This is a genomic window from Pseudomonas sp. R1-15, from assembly GCF_051132085.1.
Lineage (GTDB): Bacteria > Pseudomonadota > Gammaproteobacteria > Pseudomonadales > Pseudomonadaceae > Aquipseudomonas.
The window spans coordinates 721,444-737,117 of record NZ_CP071660.1 but is presented as its reverse complement, the minus strand read 5'-3'; the positions used below and the strand labels follow the sequence as shown (position 1 = coordinate 737,117).

Below are 15,674 nucleotides of genomic sequence, written 5' to 3'. Positions count from 1 at the left end.
CGCTGCACTGTAAACGTGAGTGTCCACTATTGCATTCCCCCCATCCGATAGAACCCCGGACCGAGTGTGCGCGAACCTCACGGGCGGCTATTGCTGATAACGACCTGTGTACCGCTCTAGAGCGCCATTTCCAGAACCTCTTGCCTGGCGAATCGATGGATTTCCTGTTGACCGAGCGCGGTTACCTGCAACGCCCTGGAGTCGTTGGGCAGGCTGAGCCAGCCGGACTGCATGAACAATTGCAGCAGTGCCGCCCCCAGCGCCCCTCCCAGATGTGGACGACGTTCGCTCCAGTCGGGGCAGGCGCAGGCCATACGCGTCTCGCGATGCGCCAGTGCCTGGATGAACAGACCTCGCCCAGCCAGTTGGCTGGCACCTTTATGCGTGACGACCACCCGATGCTCAAGCTGTTCGAGCCATCCGGCTTCCAGCAGCCGCTGATACAGGTCCGCTGCCAGTGTGCCACCCAGGTGGTCATCGCAGAGCCTGGCCCGCATCAACGAAGCGGGTGCCGTCGGCGTCCTGTTAGGCATGAGGCTGCGCTTGAAGATTTCCGGAACCTGTCGCGGCGTGCTGGCCAGGGTTGCGCTCGCCAATGCATCGACGGCAGCGCCGATCTCGGGTGCCGCCAGGCGAAAAAACCGCTTGCGGCCACGGATCTCGACCTTCACCAGGCCACCGGCAGACAGACGTCCCAGATGGGCATTGGCCGAGGACGGCGAAAGCCCGGCCAGCAAGGCCAACTCTTCAGCTTGCCGGGCCGTACCGTCCATCAACGCCCACATCATTGCGCTGCGCTTGGGGTCGGCCAGCAGCGTGGCGATCTGGCTGATGCAAGGTGCATGTTCCATGTATTCACTCCCTGTTGAATCGTTCGTCTACTGCTCTGGGCCTACTGAGCCGTAATGAGGTGCCGGCCGGTTCCTGGCCGGTTGCAGCCGTGCTCGATGCCATGCCGATACAGGCGGCCGCTAGTATAAGCGTGCGGATCGCGGTTGCCTGTCCTCCGGAAACCTTTGGAGGCGATTGTTCGTGAGGGAAAAGTCTCTATTTATCCGCGACTATGGCCATTATCAAAAAATCATTGAAAGAGCCTGTCGCTCCAGCTGCTTTAATCTCGCGCCTGAATAGCCAAACATGGGCTTCATCGAACCCCCTTACGGAGCTGCTGTATGAAAGCCATCGCGTATTACCAATCGCTGCCTATCACCCACCCGCAGTCGCTGCAGGACATCGAGTTGCCCGAACCGGTCGCCGGCCCCCGCGACCTGCTGGTGGAGGTCAAGGCCATTTCAGTCAACCCCGTCGACACCAAGGTCCGCCAGAACGTCCAGCCCGAAGCAGGCGCGGCCAAGGTGCTGGGTTGGGACGTGGCCGGCGTGGTCAAGGCCGTAGGCAGCGAAGTCACGCTGTTCAAGACCGGAGACAAGGTGTTCTACGCCGGTTCGATCGCCCGGGCCGGAGGCAACAGCGAGTTGCACGTTGTCGATGAGCGCATCGTCGGTAATATGCCGACAACCCTCGGTTTCGCCGAAGCGGCCGCATTGCCGCTGACCGCTATCACCGCCTGGGAATTGCTCTTTGATCGATTGCAGATCAAGGAAGGCCAGAGCGATCTGGGCCAGAGCCTGCTGATTGTCGGCGCCGCCGGGGGTGTGGGTTCGATCCTGACGCAACTGGCCCGCCAACTCACCGGACTGAACGTCATCGGCAGCGCTTCCCGGCCGCAGACCCAGGAATGGGTGCAAGGCCTTGGCGCCCACCTTGTCGTGGATCACAGCCAGCCGCTGAGCGAAGCACTGAAGGAGGCGGGCCAGGCCCAAGTGACCCACGTTGCCAGCCTGACGCAGACCGATCAGCACCTCGACCAACTGGTCGAAGCCCTGGCGCCCCAAGGCAAACTGGCACTGATCGATGATCCCAAATCGCTGGACGTGACCAAGCTCAAGCGCAAGAGCTTGTCGTTGCATTGGGAGTTCATGTACACCCGTTCACTGTTCGAGACCGCCGACATGCTTGAACAACACAAGCTGCTCAATCGCGTGGCCCGACTGATCGATACCGGCACGTTGAAGACCACGGTCGGCGAACACTTCGGCATCATCAATGCCGAGAACCTGCGTCGGGCTCACGCGTTGCTGGAAAGCGGCAAGTCGAAGGGCAAGATCGTGTTAGAGGGATTCTGACTGCCCGGGCAGTTGCCCCGCAGACAATCTTGTGGGGGCAACTGCACCGTTAGTCCGACAATTGACCGTCGTCACAACTGCGCTGGCATTCGGGTCTACACTCGAGGCCTTTGCAACGCAATCTTTTACGTGAGGAGGCCAGCAATGAAGATCCTGATAAAAGAGGTGGCAAAATCCCAATGGCAAGTGCGTCTTGACCAGCACGTCGTGACCTTTCGCTCAGAAGCCGAAGCCCAGGCTTTCGCCTCGACCTTGCAAGCGCGCATCCATGCGCCGCATCAATTTCCCGAACATCAGCAGCGTGCCGCCAGCTGACTCAGTTCTGCTGGCCCGCCTGAGCGAGCGCCCGGGCGTTCTGCAGCCGACGGGTCAGCATCGCGGCACCCACCACCAATAGTCCGCACAGGCTGATTACCATCGCCATCGGCACCGCCGTGCCGTCATGCAGCGCCGCCACCAGTGCGGCGGCCCCGGCGGCTACGGAAAACTGCAGGCACCCCAGCATCGCCGAAGCGCTACCGGCCCGGGCCCCCTGCCCGTTCATGGCGCAGGCCGATGCATTGGGAAGGATGCAGCCAAGGCTGGCTATGCAGATGAACAATGGGATCAGTAACGGCCACAAACGCTCCGGCTGCAAGGCGCTGACAGCCAGTAAACTGAGCCCGGCTATCCAGTAGACCCAGACGGCGCGAGCCAGCAAAAATGCCGGGCCTCGCCTGGACAACAAGCGGGCATTGACCTGGGCCACCAGGATGAAACCCGCCGCGTTGGTACCGAACAACCAGCCGAAGTGTTCGGCCGGTACGCCGTAAAGCTTGATGAAGACAAATGGCGAACCGGCGATGTAGGCAAACATCCCGGCAATCGCGATGCCGCCCGTCAGGGCATGCCCCAGGAAAACCGAGTCTGTGAGGAGCCGACCGTACTGACGCAATGCTCCCGATAACGGTTGCCGAGGTACATGGGCCGGCAGGCTCTCCGGAAGCCACAACGCGACGGCCGTCGCCGCGAGCGCGCTGAACAAGGTCAGGCCGATGAAAATCGATTGCCAACCGTACAGGTTCACCAGCAAGCCGCCGAGCATCGGCGCCAGGATCGGCGCCAGGCCCATCACCAGCATCAGTTGCGAGAACACCTTGGCCGAGCCCACCGCGTCGCATTTGTCGCTGACTACCGCCCGGGAGATCACCATCCCGGCACAGCCGCCCAACGCCTGGACGAAGCGAGCGCCAATCAGCCATTCGAGACTGGGCGCATAGGCACAGGCCAGCGATGCCACGGTGAACAGGCCGACGCCTGTCAGCAGCGGGATACGCCGTCCAAAGCGATCCGCCACCGGCCCGTAGGCCAGTTGCCCGAGGGACAGCCCGAGGAAGTAGGCGGCCAGGGTCAGCTGGACATGGTTTTCATCGGTGCCAAAGGCGATCGCCATTGCCGGGAAGGCCGGCAGATAGAAATCGATCGCCAAGGGACCAAAAGCGCTCAAGGCGCCAAGAATCAGAATGGTACGGAGGTTCATCGGGCGTCCAGCTCAGGCGTCAGTCGGCAGCCCGACAGTCTAGCCGGGCTTGGCGCTCTTGAACATTCCGATAGCTCGCTAACGATTGAAAAGTTTCAAGCAAGACTGGCTTCGTAACCCTCTTCCCTGATTGCCTCGATTACGGTATCGGACGACAACTTGCTTTGGACCTCAACAGTCTTGGCGCCCAGATCCACCTTTACCTCGGCGTCTGGGTCCTTGGCTTGAAGAGCCTGGGTGACGGCCTTTACGCAATGACCGCAGGACATGCCCTGAACGTTAAAGATCTGCATGAAAATGACTCCTTGGTTTGAGGTTGTGCGCAGTTTCAAGCTTGCCATCATGGCAAGGTCAAGTTCTGACGGAAACTGCCGGGCTGGCATTCGGCTGCGCGCTCGGCCAAGCTGCACACATCAAGGATTTAATACCGGAGGTTCAGCCATGCGCTGGTCAGCGTTCAGCCTGTTTTGCATGCTCGGTTTTTCTGCATTGGTGCCCCAGGCATCGGCCGCCAGCGAAGATTTCGGTGTGCTGATCATTTCCCGCGAGCGCCTGGAAGTGTCGACCAGCTGCGAAATCGGCATCTACATTCAGGACCAGCTCGCGGCCAGGCTGTTCCAGGAGCAGAGCACTTCATTCAATTTGCCGCCGGGGCAGTTCTCCTTGCGCCTGAAATTGCTGCCAGGCCAGGCGCCGGGTTGCAACCCAGGCATGCTTGCCCCCGGTTCGCAGAACATCACGCTCAAGGCCGGCGACATCCTGAAGTACCGCATCGCCATGACACATGAGGGCATGTACCTCAAGCAGGCTGATCTCGGTTACTGACCTCGCGAGTCCTTGTGGGAGCGAGCCTGCTCGCGAAAGCGGTGCGATAGCCGATGAAGATATTGGCCTTACCGGCCTCTTCGCGAGCAGGCTCGCTCCCACAAGGGTCCACCCAAGCTTTTGAACTGGTGCTTGACCTTGCCCGCGTGGCAAGGTTGATCCTGTAGTCACTCACTACAGGGAGCCTGTCCGATGTCCGAGTCCACCACTTTCGATCTGCCGATTTCCGGCATGACCTGCGCAAGCTGTGCCGGGCGAGTCGAGCGAGCCTTGAGCAAGGTCGCCGGCGCTAGCGCCGTCAGCGTCAACCTGGCAACGGAACAGGCGCGGATCCAAGCGCCGCAGGGAAGCCTGCCAGCGTTGATGCAGGCAGTCGAGCAGGCAGGTTACAGCGTTCCCGTCCAGACCCTGGAGTTGAGTATCGAGGGCATGACCTGCGCCTCTTGCGTTGGCCGGGTCGAACGGGCGCTGGGGAAAGTTGCCGGGGTGAACCGGGCCAGTGTCAATCTCGCCAATGAGCGAGCACACCTCGAATTGCTCGGGCAGGTTGATCCGCAAAGCCTGATCGACGCGGTTAAACGCGCCGGTTACGACGCCAGTGTCTGGCAAGTCGAACAGCCTCGAAAAACCCGAACCGATCAGCTGAGCCGCGAGCGCGTAGCCCTGGTGCTGGCGATTCTGCTGTCGATCCCGCTGGTATTGCCGATGCTGTTGCAGCCGTTCGGCGTGCATTGGATGCTGCCGGCCTGGGCGCAATTCGCGCTGGCGACGCCGGTGCAATTCATCTTCGGTGCGCGGTTTTACGTCGCGGCGTTCAAAGCCGTCCGCGCCGGCGCCGGAAACATGGACCTGCTCGTTGCCCTGGGCACCAGCGCCGGCTATGGCTTGAGCCTCTATGAGTGGACGATGGCCCGACCGGGGAGCATGCCGCACCTGTATTTCGAGGCATCGGCCGTGGTGATTGCCTTGGTGCTGCTGGGCAAGTACCTGGAAAGCCGCGCCAAACGACAGACCGCCAGCGCCATCCGCGCCCTCGAAGCCTTGCGACCGGAGCGGGCCATCCAACTGATCGACGGTCAGGAACGGGACGTCGCTATCAGTGCCCTGCGCTTGAATGACCTGGTGCTGGTCAAGCCCGGCGAGCGCTTCCCGGTGGACGGTGAAGTGCTCGAGGGCCAGAGTCACGCCGACGAGGCGTTGATCAGCGGCGAAAGCCTGCCTGTGCCGAAGCAGCCCGGTGATCAGGTCACTGGCGGCGCGATCAATGGCGAAGGGCGCCTCCTGGTGCGCACCCGGGCCCTGGGGGCCGAGACCGTGCTGGCACGCATCGTTCGCCTGGTGGAAGACGCCCAGGCCGCCAAGGCGCCGATTCAGAAGCTGGTGGACAAAGTCAGCCAGGTTTTCGTGCCGGTCGTATTGATCCTGGCACTCGCAACGTTGCTTGGCTGGTGGCTCTACGGTGCGCCGCTGGAGACGGCGCTGATCAACGCCGTCGCCGTGCTGGTGATCGCCTGCCCCTGTGCCCTGGGCCTGGCGACGCCGACGGCAATCATGGCCGGCACTGGCGTGGCCGCCCGCCACGGCATTCTAATCAAGGATGCCGAGGCGCTGGAGCGTGCCCATGAAGTCGGCGCGGTGGTGTTCGACAAGACCGGCACCCTGACGTCCGGCACGCCACGCATCGCCCATCTGGCTGCGCTTGACGGTGATGAAGACGCACTGCTGAACATGGCCGGCGCCTTGCAGCGCGGCAGCGAACACCCGCTGGCCAAAGCGGTGCTCGACGCCTGCGCCGAACGCGGCCTGAGCGTAGCGGATGCCAGCGATAGCCAGTCCCTGACCGGACGCGGTATCGCCGGTAGCCTCGACGGGCGCCGCTTGGCCTTGGGAAATCGTCGTCTGCTGGAAGAGCTGGGCCTGAACCCCGGTTCGCTGGCCGAGTCGGCGCAAGCCTGGGAAACCGAAGGCCGAACCCTGTCCTGGCTCGTCGAGCAAGGCGCAACGCCTCGGGTCCTGGGCCTGTTCGCCTTCGGCGATACCCTCAAGCCCGGCGCTCTGGCGGCGGTCGAGGCCTTGAAGCAACGTCACATCGCCAGCCACCTGCTCACGGGCGACAACCGGGGCAGCGCTCGGGTCGTTGCCCAGGCATTGGGAATCGCCAACGTCCACGCCGAAGTGTTGCCGGGCGACAAGTCCGCCATCGTTCAACAACTGAAAGCCGCCTCGGTGGTGGCGATGGTCGGCGATGGCATCAACGACGCTCCGGCCCTGGCCGCCGCGGACATCGGCATTGCCATGGGCGGCGGCACCGACGTGGCGATGCAGGCCGCCGGCATCACCCTGATGCGCGGCGATCCGCGCCTGGTACCGGCGGCGCTGGACATCAGCCGCAAGACCTACGCAAAAATCCGTCAGAATCTGTTCTGGGCGTTCGTCTATAACCTGATCGGCATTCCGCTGGCGGCGTTCGGTTTGCTCAACCCGGTGTTGGCCGGCGCAGCCATGGCGCTGTCGAGCGTCAGCGTGGTGAGCAATGCATTGTTGTTGAAGTTCTGGACACCCGCGCATCTGGAGGACAAGCGATGAACATTGGCCAGGCAGCCCGCCAGAGCGGCCTCAGCGCAAAGATGATCAGGTACTACGAATCCATCGGCCTGCTCAGGGCAGCCCATCGCACGGAGAGTGGCTATCGGATCTATGGCGCCGATGACTTGCACACATTGGAATTCATCAAGCGCTCCCGGGATCTGGGGTTTTCCCTGGAAGAGGTCGGCAAATTGCTGACCTTATGGCAGGACCGTCAACGTGCCAGCGCCGACGTAAAGGCCCTGGCCCGGCAGCATATCGACGAACTGAACCAGAAAATCCGCGAACTGGCCGAACTGCGCGACACGCTCCAGGATCTGGTGGAGCACTGCCAGGGCGATCATCGCCCGGACTGCCCGATCCTCAGGAAATTGGCGTCGGGGTGCTAAAAAGCGGCTGTCTCCCTGTGGGAGCGAGCCTGCTCGCGAAAACGGCGGCCAGTTCATTGACGCAGGCTGATCCACCGCTTTCGCGAGCAGGCTCGCTCCCACAAGGATTCAAGCTGATCATCAAAAACCCGGCCTCGGCCTGATGCGATTCACTCAAGGCATCGACAAACCCGTGGCATTACGGCCATGGCCGGGTTTCAGGTCAACCGATCACTGCATCCACGGCGGAGGCGGCTCTTCGGTCTTGCCGGGTGGCGCATCGTCGGCGGCGCGTACGGCCTGGCGGCGCTCTTCATCCAGGCGCGCGGCCTCGATTTCGCGCATGATCCCGCCGACATCCGCCAGTTCTTCCGGCTCGTCGAACTCACCGGTCAGCACGCTCGCCGGGTGCAGGGTGCCTGCTTCATACAGGGCCCACATTTCCTTGGCGTATTTGGTGCGTTTCAGCTCCGGGGCAAACCGACCGAAGTAGGACGCCATGTTGCCGACGTCCCGCTCCAGCATGCTGAAGGCGTGGTTGTTCCCGGCAGCGTCCACCGCTTGCGGCAGATCAATGATGACCGGCCCCGTCGGCGTCAGCAGCACGTTGAACTCCGACAGGTCGCCGTGCACCAGACCGGTACACAGCATCAACACGATCTGGGAAATCAGAAAAGCGTGATACTCGCGGGCCTGATCCGGCTCCAGCACCACGTCGTTGAGACGCGGCGCCGCATCGCCGTATTCGTCGGCCACCAATTCCATCAGCAGCACGCCCTCGAGGAAGTCATACGGCTTCGGAACCCGCACGCCGGCGCTGGCCAGCCGGAACAGCGCGGCCACTTCAGCGTTCTGCCAGGCGTCTTCGGTTTCCTTGCGGCCAAACTTCGAGCCTTTAGCCATGGCCCGGGCCTGACGGCTGTTGCGCACCTTGCGGCCTTCCTGGTATTCGGCCGCCTGGCGAAAACTTCGCTTGTTCGCCTCCTTGTAGACTTTGGCGCAACGTAGCTCGTTGCCGCAGCGCACCACATAAACAGCTGCTTCTTTACCACTCATGAGTGGGCGCAGCACCTCGTCGACCAGACCGTCCTCGATCAGGGGTTCAATGCGTTTTGGAGTCTTCATCAGCTTTTATTCTGGGTCCTTTATTACCAAACACGCGAATGACAGGTCGTTATACGGCAATCCTCCCTCCGCGGGGAGGGGGTCCGACCTATGAACCCTGAATGCACACACTGTGCCGGGTCGGACAACCGAGCCAAATCATAGTCGAGACAGGGCGTGGGGTTGCTCAGTGAATGGCAAGCGGTTGCGACAAGAGCCAAACGAGTCAGCGCTTGAACAGTTCCCCCGGCGTAAAACCGAACAGTCCCTTGAATGCCGCAATGAAAGCGGACGTCGAATCATACCCACAGGACAAGGCCGCGCTGGTCACGCTATCGCCCTGTTCCAGCGATTCCAGGGAAGACAACAGGCGCATGCGCTGGCGCCACGCACGGAAGCTCAAGCCGGTTTCACGCTGGAACAGGCGCATCAAGGTTTTTTCCGACGTGCCCAGGCGCTCGGCCCAGGCTTGCAGGGTCACGCTGCCTTCGGGTTGCTCGATCAATTCGTTGCACAGTTCCAGCAAACGAGCATGACGGGGCAATGGCAGAGAAAAGCCCACTTCCGGCAGCGCCGCCAATTGGTCCAGCAGCACTTGGACCAAGCGTGTTTCCTGGGTCTCGCCCTGTGGGTAAGCGGCGGGAAACTGGCAGAACACTTTGATCAGCTCCCGCGCCAGCGGTGTAACTTCGAGCACCCGGCAACGATCTTCGGCCCACGGGCACGCCTGGCGATGGACGTAAAGACTGCGCATTTCCGCGCGCATGGACGTCACGACCTGATGCTCCAGGTCGGCCGGGATCCAGATGCCCCATTGCGGTGGCGCGAAGAAGCTGCCTTCGGCCGTATGGACGCCGAGCACGCCACTGATCGCGTAGGAGAATTGCACCCAATCGTGGCGATGAGCCTGGGTCCACGAACCGGCATTCAGACTTTCGACCCGGGCATAAAGCGGCCGAGGCAGCTCCGTCAGGTCCGGAATACGTCGTTCGAGCTGTTGGTGTCCGTTAGTCGGCATTGATTGGCCTTATGTCGCAAGACGACTGGGTAGACCGACGTTAGGCTAAGACAACTCCTCTTACAATCCGCGGTGCCCTATGCACATCCTCAGACACCTCAAGCGCATGGCGACCGACTGGTTCCTGTGCGGCATGTTGCTCGCCACGCTGCTGGCGTATTTCTTCCCACGCTTCGGCGCTACCGGCGGCGCCATGCATGCCGAATGGGTGGTCAACATTGGCATCTTCGTGGTGTTTTTCCTCCACGGCGTCAATCTGTCCGGCGAGCAGATCCGCCATGGCCTGAAAAACATCCGGCTGCACCTGATGGTGCAAGGCTTCACCTTCGGGGTATTTCCATTGATCTGGCTACTCGGCAATTGGACCCTGGGCAGCCATGTGCCGTCCTTGTTGATGCTGGGGTTCTTTTACTTGTGCGCGTTGCCTTCGACCATTTCGTCCTCGGTGGCCCTGACCGGCAGCGCCGGCGGCAACGTACCCGCGGCGATTCTCAACGCCAGCTTGTCCAGCGTGCTGGGGGTTCTCCTGACGCCGCTGCTGGTCAGTCTGGTGGTCGGCAACGGTGCCGGTGGCATCGACCTGGGCTCGACGCTGCTCGACCTGTGCATGATGTTGCTGTTGCCGCTGGTGCTCGGGCAGTTTTTGCGGCGCTGGCTGGCCAGTTTTTTCGCGCGCTACAAGCGCTATACCAGCATCATTGACAAACTGGTCATTCTCCTGCTGGTTTACGCCGCATTCTGCAATTCGATGATTTCCGGGATCTGGCAACAACAAGGTCATGGCGTACTGCTCAGCGCCGTGCTGGGCAGTGCGGTGTTGCTGGCTGTCATTCTGTGGATGACTACCCGCACCGCTCGCGCCCTGCGTTTCAACAACGCCGATGAAGTCGCCGCGGTATTTTGCGCGAGCAAGAAATCCCTCGCCGCCGGGGTGCCGATGGCGGCGCTGATTTTCGGCAACAACCCCGGCCTCGGGCTGATCCTGCTGCCGATCATGATCTATCACCCGCTGCAACTGATCGTCTGCTCGGTCCTCGCCGAACGCTATGCAAGCCGGCAACGGGCGCAGGCATCGCAAAAGAGCGAGGCCATCGTCAGCGCTCGATAATGGCCGTCACCCCTTGGCCGGCGGCTGCGCAGATGGAAATCAGCCCCCGGCCCTTCCCTGCCGCGTCCAGCAGCTTGGCCAGGTTGGCGACAATGCGCCCGCCAGTTGCAGCAAAAGGATGTCCGGCGGCCAGCGAGCTGCCCTTCACGTTCAGCCGGCTGCGGTCGAGAGTACCCAGCGGCACATCAAGGCCCAGGCGGGCCTTGCAGTAATCCGCGTCTTCCCAGGCTTTCAAGGTGCACAGCACCTGGGCGGCGAACGCCTCGTGAATCTCGTAATAGTCGAAGTCCTGCAAGGTCAGGCCGTTGCGCGCCAACAGCCGCGGCACGGCATAGACCGGCGCCATCAGCAGACCTTCGGCGCCGTTGACGAAATCCACCGCCGCCGTCTCGCCGTCGCGCAGGTAGGCCAGGATCGGCAGCCCACGGGCCTTGGCCCATTCCTCGCTCGCCAACAACACCAGCGAGGCGCCATCGGTCAGTGGGGTGGAATTGCCCGCCGTCAGCGTGCCCTTGGCGGTTTTTTCGAAGGCGGGCTTGAGGGAAGCGAGTTTCTCCAGGGTCAGGTCCGGGCGCAGGTTGTTGTCGCGGGTCAGGCCGAGAAACGGCGTCATCAGGTCGTTGTGCCAGCCTTCGGCGTAAGCGGCGGCCATTTTTTGATGACTCTCCAAGGCCAACTGATCCTGCTCTTGTCGGGGGATCTGCCAGGTTTGGGCCATCAATTCGCAGTGCTCGCCCATGCTCAGGCCAGTGCGCGGCTCGTTGATGCGCGGCAGGTCAGGTACAAGGTGTTGGGGGCGCAATTGCAGGAACGTCTTGATTTTGTCGGCGGTGGTTTTCGCGCGATTGGCTTGCAGGAGGATCCTGCGCAGCCCTTCATTGACGCCGATCGGTGCGTCGGAGGTGGTGTCCACGCCGCCGGCAATTGCGCTGTCGATCTGCCCGAGGGCGATTTTGTTGGCCACCAGTAGCACCGTCTCAAGCCCCGTGCCGCAGGCCTGCTGCACATCATAGGCGGGTGTGCTGGGCGACAGCCGCGAGCCGAGCACGCACTCGCGGGTCAGGTTCATGTCCCGGGAAAACTTCAGCACCGCCCCCGCGGCCATCTCCCCGATATGCACGCCGTGCAGGTTGTAGCGCTCGATCAAGCCCTCAAGCGCAGCGGTCAGCATCGCCTGGTTGCTGGCGGTGGCATAGGGCCCGTTGGAGCGGGCGAAAGGAATGCGGTTACCGCCGATGATCGCGACGCGGCGTAGCTGTGCCATGTAGAACTCCCCGTTGTATGTCCAAATGTGCCGTCAGCGTTGACCTATCACCCATGGGAGCAGGCCTGTTCCCATGTGAAGGCGGTGCTCTGGAACACAGCTTAGGCTTTATCCCGCCGATCGAACGACTGATTGCCAAACATGGTCCACACTTGGAACCTCATCAGCCGGAGTGTGTTCCATGTCAGACCGTTACATAGACTTTGCCAATTCGCCCATTGGCCTGCGTCTGGTTGGCGCTCTCGGCTTGCCATCGCCGGTACGCCTGGAGCGTTGGCAAGCCGGGCGCCTGCGGCCAATCGAGGGTGCCTTGCTGTTGGGCGGCGGGCCGCTGACCGAACAGGTCGGCACATTCGCCAAGCGCCTGACCGATGCCATTTTCATCTACGGTGGCGAACCGACGCTCGCCACCGAATGGATCCCCGGGCACGGCCCGAAAATCAAGGCTGTGGTGTACGACGCCAGCCACCTGGCGCAGGTCGACCAGCTCAAGCAGTTGCGCGAGTTTTTCCAGCCGCTGATGAAAAATCTCGACCACAGCGCTCATGTCGTCATCCTCGGCCGCGCTCCGGAAAACCTCGACGACCCGTTCGCCGCCAGCGCCCAGCGGGCCTTGGAGGGTTTCAGCCGGTCCTTGGCCAAGGAGCTGCGCCATGGCGGGACGCTGCAGTTGCTGTACGTCGGCGAAGGCGCCGAAACCCAGCTGGAAGGTGCGCTGAGGTTTTTCCTGTCGCCCAAGAGTGCCTACGTTTCCGGGCAAGTGATTCGTCTCAAGGCCTGTGCAACCCAGGTCCAGGACTGGACCCGTCCGTTGACGGGGCTCAAGGCACTCGTTACCGGCGCTGCCCGTGGCATCGGCGCTTCCATTGCCGAAACACTGGCCCGCGATGGCGCCGATGTGATCCTGCTGGACGTACCGCCAGCCAAGGCCGACCTCGATGCCTTGGCCGCTCGCCTGAGCGGGCGCAGCCTGACGCTGGACATCTGCGCAGAAGACGCAGCCACGCAGTTGATTGAACACCTGCCCGACGGCGTCGACATCGTTGTACATAACGCTGGCATCACCCGGGACAAGACCCTCGCCAACATGACCCCGGAGTTCTGGGACGCGGTGCTGGCAGTCAACCTCAATGCGCCGCAAGTGCTGACCAAGGCCCTGCTCGACAGCGGCACCCTGCACGATAACGGCCGGGTCATCCTGCTGGCATCCATCAGTGGCATCGCCGGCAATCGCGGCCAGACCAACTACGCCGCGAGCAAGGCCGGGCTGATCGGCCTGGCTCAAGCCTGGGCGCCAACCCTGCAGGCCCGAGGCATCAGCATCAACGCCGTGGCGCCAGGCTTCATCGAGACCCGCATGACCGCAGATATTCCTTTCGCCCTGCGCGAAGCCGGGCGACGCATGAGCTCGCTGGGCCAGGGCGGCCTGCCCCAGGATGTCGCCGAAGCCGTGGCCTGGCTCGCGCAACCGGGCACCGGTGCCGTGACCGGACAGGCGCTGCGCGTGTGTGGGCAAAGCCTGCTGGGGGCCTGATCATGACGATCCAATGGCATGAGATACACGCCGCGCCGTCGATGTCCGGGCTGTACGCCAAGGCCGCGACACGCCGCAAGATCACCGGCACTACCCTGCCGGACGTTGGGCTGCGCCAAGTGATCCAGGTTGATCAGCAACGCCTGGCGGCCTATCGCAAGGTCTGCGGCTTTACCGAAAACGGTCTGCTGCCACCGACCTATCCCCATGTGCTGGCGTTCGCCCTGCAAATGCAGCTACTGACGGATCGGAATTTTCCGTTCCCGCTGCTGGGGTTGATCCACCTCAGCAACCGCATCCGCATACTGCGCCCCATGGGCGGGGTCAGCCAGGTGCGCGCCAGCGTCAATGTCGAGAATCTCCAGCCGCACGCCAAGGGCGCGGTGTTCGATCTCGTGACCCGCATTGAAGATCAGTTGGGACCGCTGTGGCAGGCCGAAAGCCAGATGCTGTGCAAAGGCGTCCAGCTTGATGGGGCGCTGGTGGAGGAACCGGCGATTGCCGCCCTTGAGTTGACGGAAGTGGGACACTGGACAGCACCTGCGGACATTGGCCGGCAATACGCCAAGGTGTCCGGCGACTACAATCCGATCCACCTGAGCGCCGCCAGTGCTCGGCTGTTCGGCTTCCCCACCGCCATCGCCCACGGCCTGTGGAACAAGGCCCGGACGTTAGCGGCGCTGGACGACCATTTGCCCGAGGCCAACATCGAGATCGAAGTGAACTTCAGGAAACCGGTGCGCCTGCCCAGCGAGGTGACGCTGCTGGCGAGCGCCGCGGGGTCCAGTGGAAAACTGCGGCTGGTGGGGGCTGGAGAACTGGAGCACATGCTCGGCAGTTGGCAGCCGGTTGCCTGAATAAAAAACGCCGTCCCCTGTGGGAGCGAGCCTGCTCGCGAAAGCGATGGTCCTGGCTACGCCGGGACGGCCTATTCGCGAGCAGGCTCGCTCCCACAAGGGCCATTCGTCAGTGTGGGGGATAATTCGACAGGATCCGCCCCACCGTCTCGCGCACCTTCGTGCTGCGCTCCGCAGGGTTGGGCGACTCGCTGAGCAGTTGCTCATCGCTACCGCGCCACACCAGCTTGCCGTCCTTGCCGTCGAGCAGGTCGATCTGCACCGTGGCGACTTTGTAGCTGACGTTGCGGGTTTCGTTATACATCGGCCCGCCCCAATAGCCATTCCAGGGGCCGCCCCAGCCGCCGCCGTAGTTTGTCGTCACCTGTTGCTGACGGTCCTCGACGATCAGGTAGGCCTGGACCTGCACATCGCTGCGGGTACCGGACGGAGCCGGGCGCAAGCCGCGCTGATCAAGCTGATCGGCAATGGCCTGGCGGATCCGCTGTTCGGTCAGGTCGCTCTTGATGCGCGGGTCATCCGGCCGATACTGCAACGCCGGCTCTTTCCAACTCCAGCTGCGGTAGGCCGCGAAATCGCGGGTGGTGTCGAAGTCATGATTGACCTGATTGGACGTACAGGCGCCCAGCAACAAGGCCAGGGCAAATGGGGCGATACGGCGAAACATGGTTTTTCTCCGTTGCGTAATCAACTGGGAGGATAAGCCGAAAGAGCCTTCTCCACCGCCTCACGAATGGCATCGCTACGTTCGCTCTGACTGCCTCGCTGGCTGGTCTCGGCGCTGGCACTCCAAACCGGTTGGTTGTTGCGGGCATCGAACAGATCAACCCGAACCACCACGACCTGCTCCCGATAAGTGCGTACCACGGGGACGCTGTTGTACATGCCATAACCCGGCCCGTATCGGTTGTAACCGCCGTAGTAGCCTGAATCATAATCGTCGCGAACCTGGCGTACGCGGGTCTCCAGGCGCAGGTCGGCACTGACGAAGAGGTCCGCCGGCCGATTGTCATGCAGCGGGCGCAGGCCGCGCTGGTCCAGGGCATTGCTCACCGCTTCGGCCACCTGCGCCGAGTCCGCCCAGGCCGTGCCCGGTGGCAGTCGGCCGTTGAGCCAGGCCCAGCTGCGATAGCGCCCGTAATCCCGGGGCGGTGCGGGATAGGCGCTGCGATCGAATACCGTGGCGGCCTCGGGTGGTGCTGGCGGCAGCGGCCTGGATGTCGCGACATAAGGGTTGCTGCCCTGACAGGCCGCCAGCCCCAGGCACAACACCATTAACCCTGAACGACCTTTCATTTCGCTCTC

The 15,674-nt window shown here is 62.6% G+C and carries 16 protein-coding genes; 8 read left to right on the top strand and 8 right to left on the bottom strand.

Annotated features, from left to right (window positions below; all coding sequences use genetic code 11):
* Nucleotides 1–116: 116 nt before the first annotated feature.
* Nucleotides 117–851, bottom strand: a complete 735-nt coding sequence (locus tag J3P97_RS03185) for an ArsR/SmtB family transcription factor (protein WP_434673462.1) — start codon at nt 849–851, stop codon at nt 117–119.
* A 321-nt stretch (nt 852–1,172) separates the two neighbouring features.
* Between J3P97_RS03185 and J3P97_RS03180 the strand changes: the two genes are divergently transcribed.
* Nucleotides 1,173–2,186 carry a zinc-binding alcohol dehydrogenase family protein gene (locus J3P97_RS03180; RefSeq protein WP_434673461.1) on the top strand — a complete coding sequence of 338 codons (1,014 nt, stop codon included), beginning with the start codon at nt 1,173–1,175 and terminating at the stop codon, nt 2,184–2,186.
* Between the two features lie 144 nt (nt 2,187–2,330).
* Complete coding sequence (locus J3P97_RS03175) at nt 2,331–2,501, top strand: hypothetical protein (RefSeq protein ID WP_434673460.1); 171 nt, start codon at nt 2,331–2,333, stop codon at nt 2,499–2,501.
* Between the two features lies 1 nt (nt 2,502).
* Here J3P97_RS03175 and J3P97_RS03170 read toward each other — a convergent pair whose 3' ends face one another.
* Nucleotides 2,503–3,705: a multidrug effflux MFS transporter gene (locus J3P97_RS03170; RefSeq protein WP_434626290.1), complete on the bottom strand. Its 1,203-nt coding sequence runs from the start codon at nt 3,703–3,705 to the stop codon at nt 2,503–2,505.
* 95 nt (nt 3,706–3,800) lie between these two features.
* Entirely contained in the window at nt 3,801–3,998 is a 198-nt protein-coding gene (locus J3P97_RS03165; protein ID WP_434569917.1) for a heavy-metal-associated domain-containing protein, read from the bottom strand.
* Between the two features lie 148 nt (nt 3,999–4,146).
* Between J3P97_RS03165 and J3P97_RS03160 the strand changes: the two genes are divergently transcribed.
* The 3 genes from J3P97_RS03160 (at nt 4,147) to cueR (ending at nt 7,505) form a co-directional block, all read left to right on the top strand.
* Entirely contained in the window at nt 4,147–4,530 is a 384-nt protein-coding gene (locus J3P97_RS03160) for a hypothetical protein (RefSeq protein WP_434673459.1), read from the top strand.
* A gap of 192 nt (nt 4,531–4,722) precedes the next feature.
* Nucleotides 4,723–7,116: a heavy metal translocating P-type ATPase gene (locus J3P97_RS03155; RefSeq protein ID WP_434673458.1), complete on the top strand. Its 2,394-nt coding sequence runs from the start codon at nt 4,723–4,725 to the stop codon at nt 7,114–7,116.
* The gene (gene cueR, locus J3P97_RS03150) at nt 7,113–7,505 is read left to right on the top strand and encodes a Cu(I)-responsive transcriptional regulator (RefSeq protein WP_434673457.1); all 393 of its coding nucleotides are present in this window, start codon (nt 7,113–7,115) and stop codon (nt 7,503–7,505) included. Before J3P97_RS03155 ends, cueR begins: the two co-directional genes overlap by 4 nt.
* A gap of 210 nt (nt 7,506–7,715) precedes the next feature.
* Here the strand turns inward: cueR and J3P97_RS03145 are convergent, their stop codons facing one another.
* Nucleotides 7,716–8,609: a PA4780 family RIO1-like protein kinase gene (locus J3P97_RS03145; protein ID WP_072410317.1), complete on the bottom strand. Its 894-nt coding sequence runs from the start codon at nt 8,607–8,609 to the stop codon at nt 7,716–7,718.
* A gap of 205 nt (nt 8,610–8,814) precedes the next feature.
* Complete coding sequence (locus tag J3P97_RS03140) at nt 8,815–9,606, bottom strand: AraC family transcriptional regulator (protein WP_434569921.1); 792 nt, start codon at nt 9,604–9,606, stop codon at nt 8,815–8,817.
* Nucleotides 9,607–9,685: 79 nt separating this feature from the next.
* On the opposite strand from J3P97_RS03140, the gene J3P97_RS03135 reads away from it, so the two are divergent.
* Complete coding sequence (locus J3P97_RS03135) at nt 9,686–10,714, top strand: bile acid:sodium symporter family protein (RefSeq protein ID WP_434673456.1); 1,029 nt, start codon at nt 9,686–9,688, stop codon at nt 10,712–10,714.
* On the opposite strand, the gene J3P97_RS03130 is transcribed toward J3P97_RS03135, so the two are convergent.
* Nucleotides 10,701–11,978: an acetyl-CoA C-acetyltransferase gene (locus J3P97_RS03130; RefSeq protein ID WP_434673455.1), complete on the bottom strand. Its 1,278-nt coding sequence runs from the start codon at nt 11,976–11,978 to the stop codon at nt 10,701–10,703. The genes J3P97_RS03135 and J3P97_RS03130 overlap by 14 nt on opposite strands.
* A gap of 181 nt (nt 11,979–12,159) precedes the next feature.
* On the opposite strand from J3P97_RS03130, the gene J3P97_RS03125 reads away from it, so the two are divergent.
* Both J3P97_RS03125 and J3P97_RS03120 read left to right on the top strand, forming a co-directional pair.
* Nucleotides 12,160–13,512 carry a 3-oxoacyl-ACP reductase gene (locus tag J3P97_RS03125; RefSeq protein WP_434673454.1) on the top strand — a complete coding sequence of 451 codons (1,353 nt, stop codon included), beginning with the start codon at nt 12,160–12,162 and terminating at the stop codon, nt 13,510–13,512.
* 2 nt (nt 13,513–13,514) lie between these two features.
* The gene (locus tag J3P97_RS03120) at nt 13,515–14,369 is read left to right on the top strand and encodes a MaoC family dehydratase (RefSeq protein WP_434673453.1); all 855 of its coding nucleotides are present in this window, start codon (nt 13,515–13,517) and stop codon (nt 14,367–14,369) included.
* A gap of 109 nt (nt 14,370–14,478) precedes the next feature.
* Here J3P97_RS03120 and J3P97_RS03115 read toward each other — a convergent pair whose 3' ends face one another.
* Nucleotides 14,479–15,036 (bottom strand): DUF4136 domain-containing protein, encoded by a 558-nt coding sequence (locus tag J3P97_RS03115; RefSeq protein ID WP_434673452.1) that lies wholly within the window; start codon nt 15,034–15,036, stop codon nt 14,479–14,481.
* Nucleotides 15,037–15,056: 20 nt separating this feature from the next.
* Nucleotides 15,057–15,665 carry a DUF4136 domain-containing protein gene (locus J3P97_RS03110; protein WP_305497058.1) on the bottom strand — a complete coding sequence of 203 codons (609 nt, stop codon included), beginning with the start codon at nt 15,663–15,665 and terminating at the stop codon, nt 15,057–15,059.
* Nucleotides 15,666–15,674: the final 9 nt, after the last annotated feature.

Excerpts from the sequence above, each read along its gene's own strand:
- J3P97_RS03110 (WP_305497058.1), bottom strand. The coding sequence starts at position 15,665 with ATGAAAGGTCGTTCAGGGTTAATGGTGTTGTGCCTGGGGCTGGCGGCC.
- J3P97_RS03125 (WP_434673454.1), top strand. The coding sequence starts at position 12,160 with ATGTCAGACCGTTACATAGACTTTGCCAATTCGCCCATTGGCCTGCGT.
- J3P97_RS03165 (WP_434569917.1), bottom strand. The coding sequence starts at position 3,998 with ATGCAGATCTTTAACGTTCAGGGCATGTCCTGCGGTCATTGCGTAAAG.
- J3P97_RS03175 (WP_434673460.1), top strand. The coding sequence starts at position 2,331 with ATGAAGATCCTGATAAAAGAGGTGGCAAAATCCCAATGGCAAGTGCGT.
- J3P97_RS03180 (WP_434673461.1), top strand. The coding sequence starts at position 1,173 with ATGAAAGCCATCGCGTATTACCAATCGCTGCCTATCACCCACCCGCAG.
- J3P97_RS03145 (WP_072410317.1), bottom strand. The coding sequence starts at position 8,609 with ATGAAGACTCCAAAACGCATTGAACCCCTGATCGAGGACGGTCTGGTC.
- J3P97_RS03140 (WP_434569921.1), bottom strand. The coding sequence starts at position 9,606 with ATGCCGACTAACGGACACCAACAGCTCGAACGACGTATTCCGGACCTG.
- J3P97_RS03120 (WP_434673453.1), top strand. The coding sequence starts at position 13,515 with ATGACGATCCAATGGCATGAGATACACGCCGCGCCGTCGATGTCCGGG.
- J3P97_RS03155 (WP_434673458.1), top strand. The coding sequence starts at position 4,723 with ATGTCCGAGTCCACCACTTTCGATCTGCCGATTTCCGGCATGACCTGC.
- J3P97_RS03130 (WP_434673455.1), bottom strand. The coding sequence starts at position 11,978 with ATGGCACAGCTACGCCGCGTCGCGATCATCGGCGGTAACCGCATTCCT.
- J3P97_RS03135 (WP_434673456.1), top strand. The coding sequence starts at position 9,686 with ATGCACATCCTCAGACACCTCAAGCGCATGGCGACCGACTGGTTCCTG.
- J3P97_RS03115 (WP_434673452.1), bottom strand. The coding sequence starts at position 15,036 with ATGTTTCGCCGTATCGCCCCATTTGCCCTGGCCTTGTTGCTGGGCGCC.
- J3P97_RS03160 (WP_434673459.1), top strand. The coding sequence starts at position 4,147 with ATGCGCTGGTCAGCGTTCAGCCTGTTTTGCATGCTCGGTTTTTCTGCA.
- J3P97_RS03170 (WP_434626290.1), bottom strand. The coding sequence starts at position 3,705 with ATGAACCTCCGTACCATTCTGATTCTTGGCGCCTTGAGCGCTTTTGGT.
- cueR (WP_434673457.1), top strand. The coding sequence starts at position 7,113 with ATGAACATTGGCCAGGCAGCCCGCCAGAGCGGCCTCAGCGCAAAGATG.
- J3P97_RS03185 (WP_434673462.1), bottom strand. The coding sequence starts at position 851 with ATGGAACATGCACCTTGCATCAGCCAGATCGCCACGCTGCTGGCCGAC.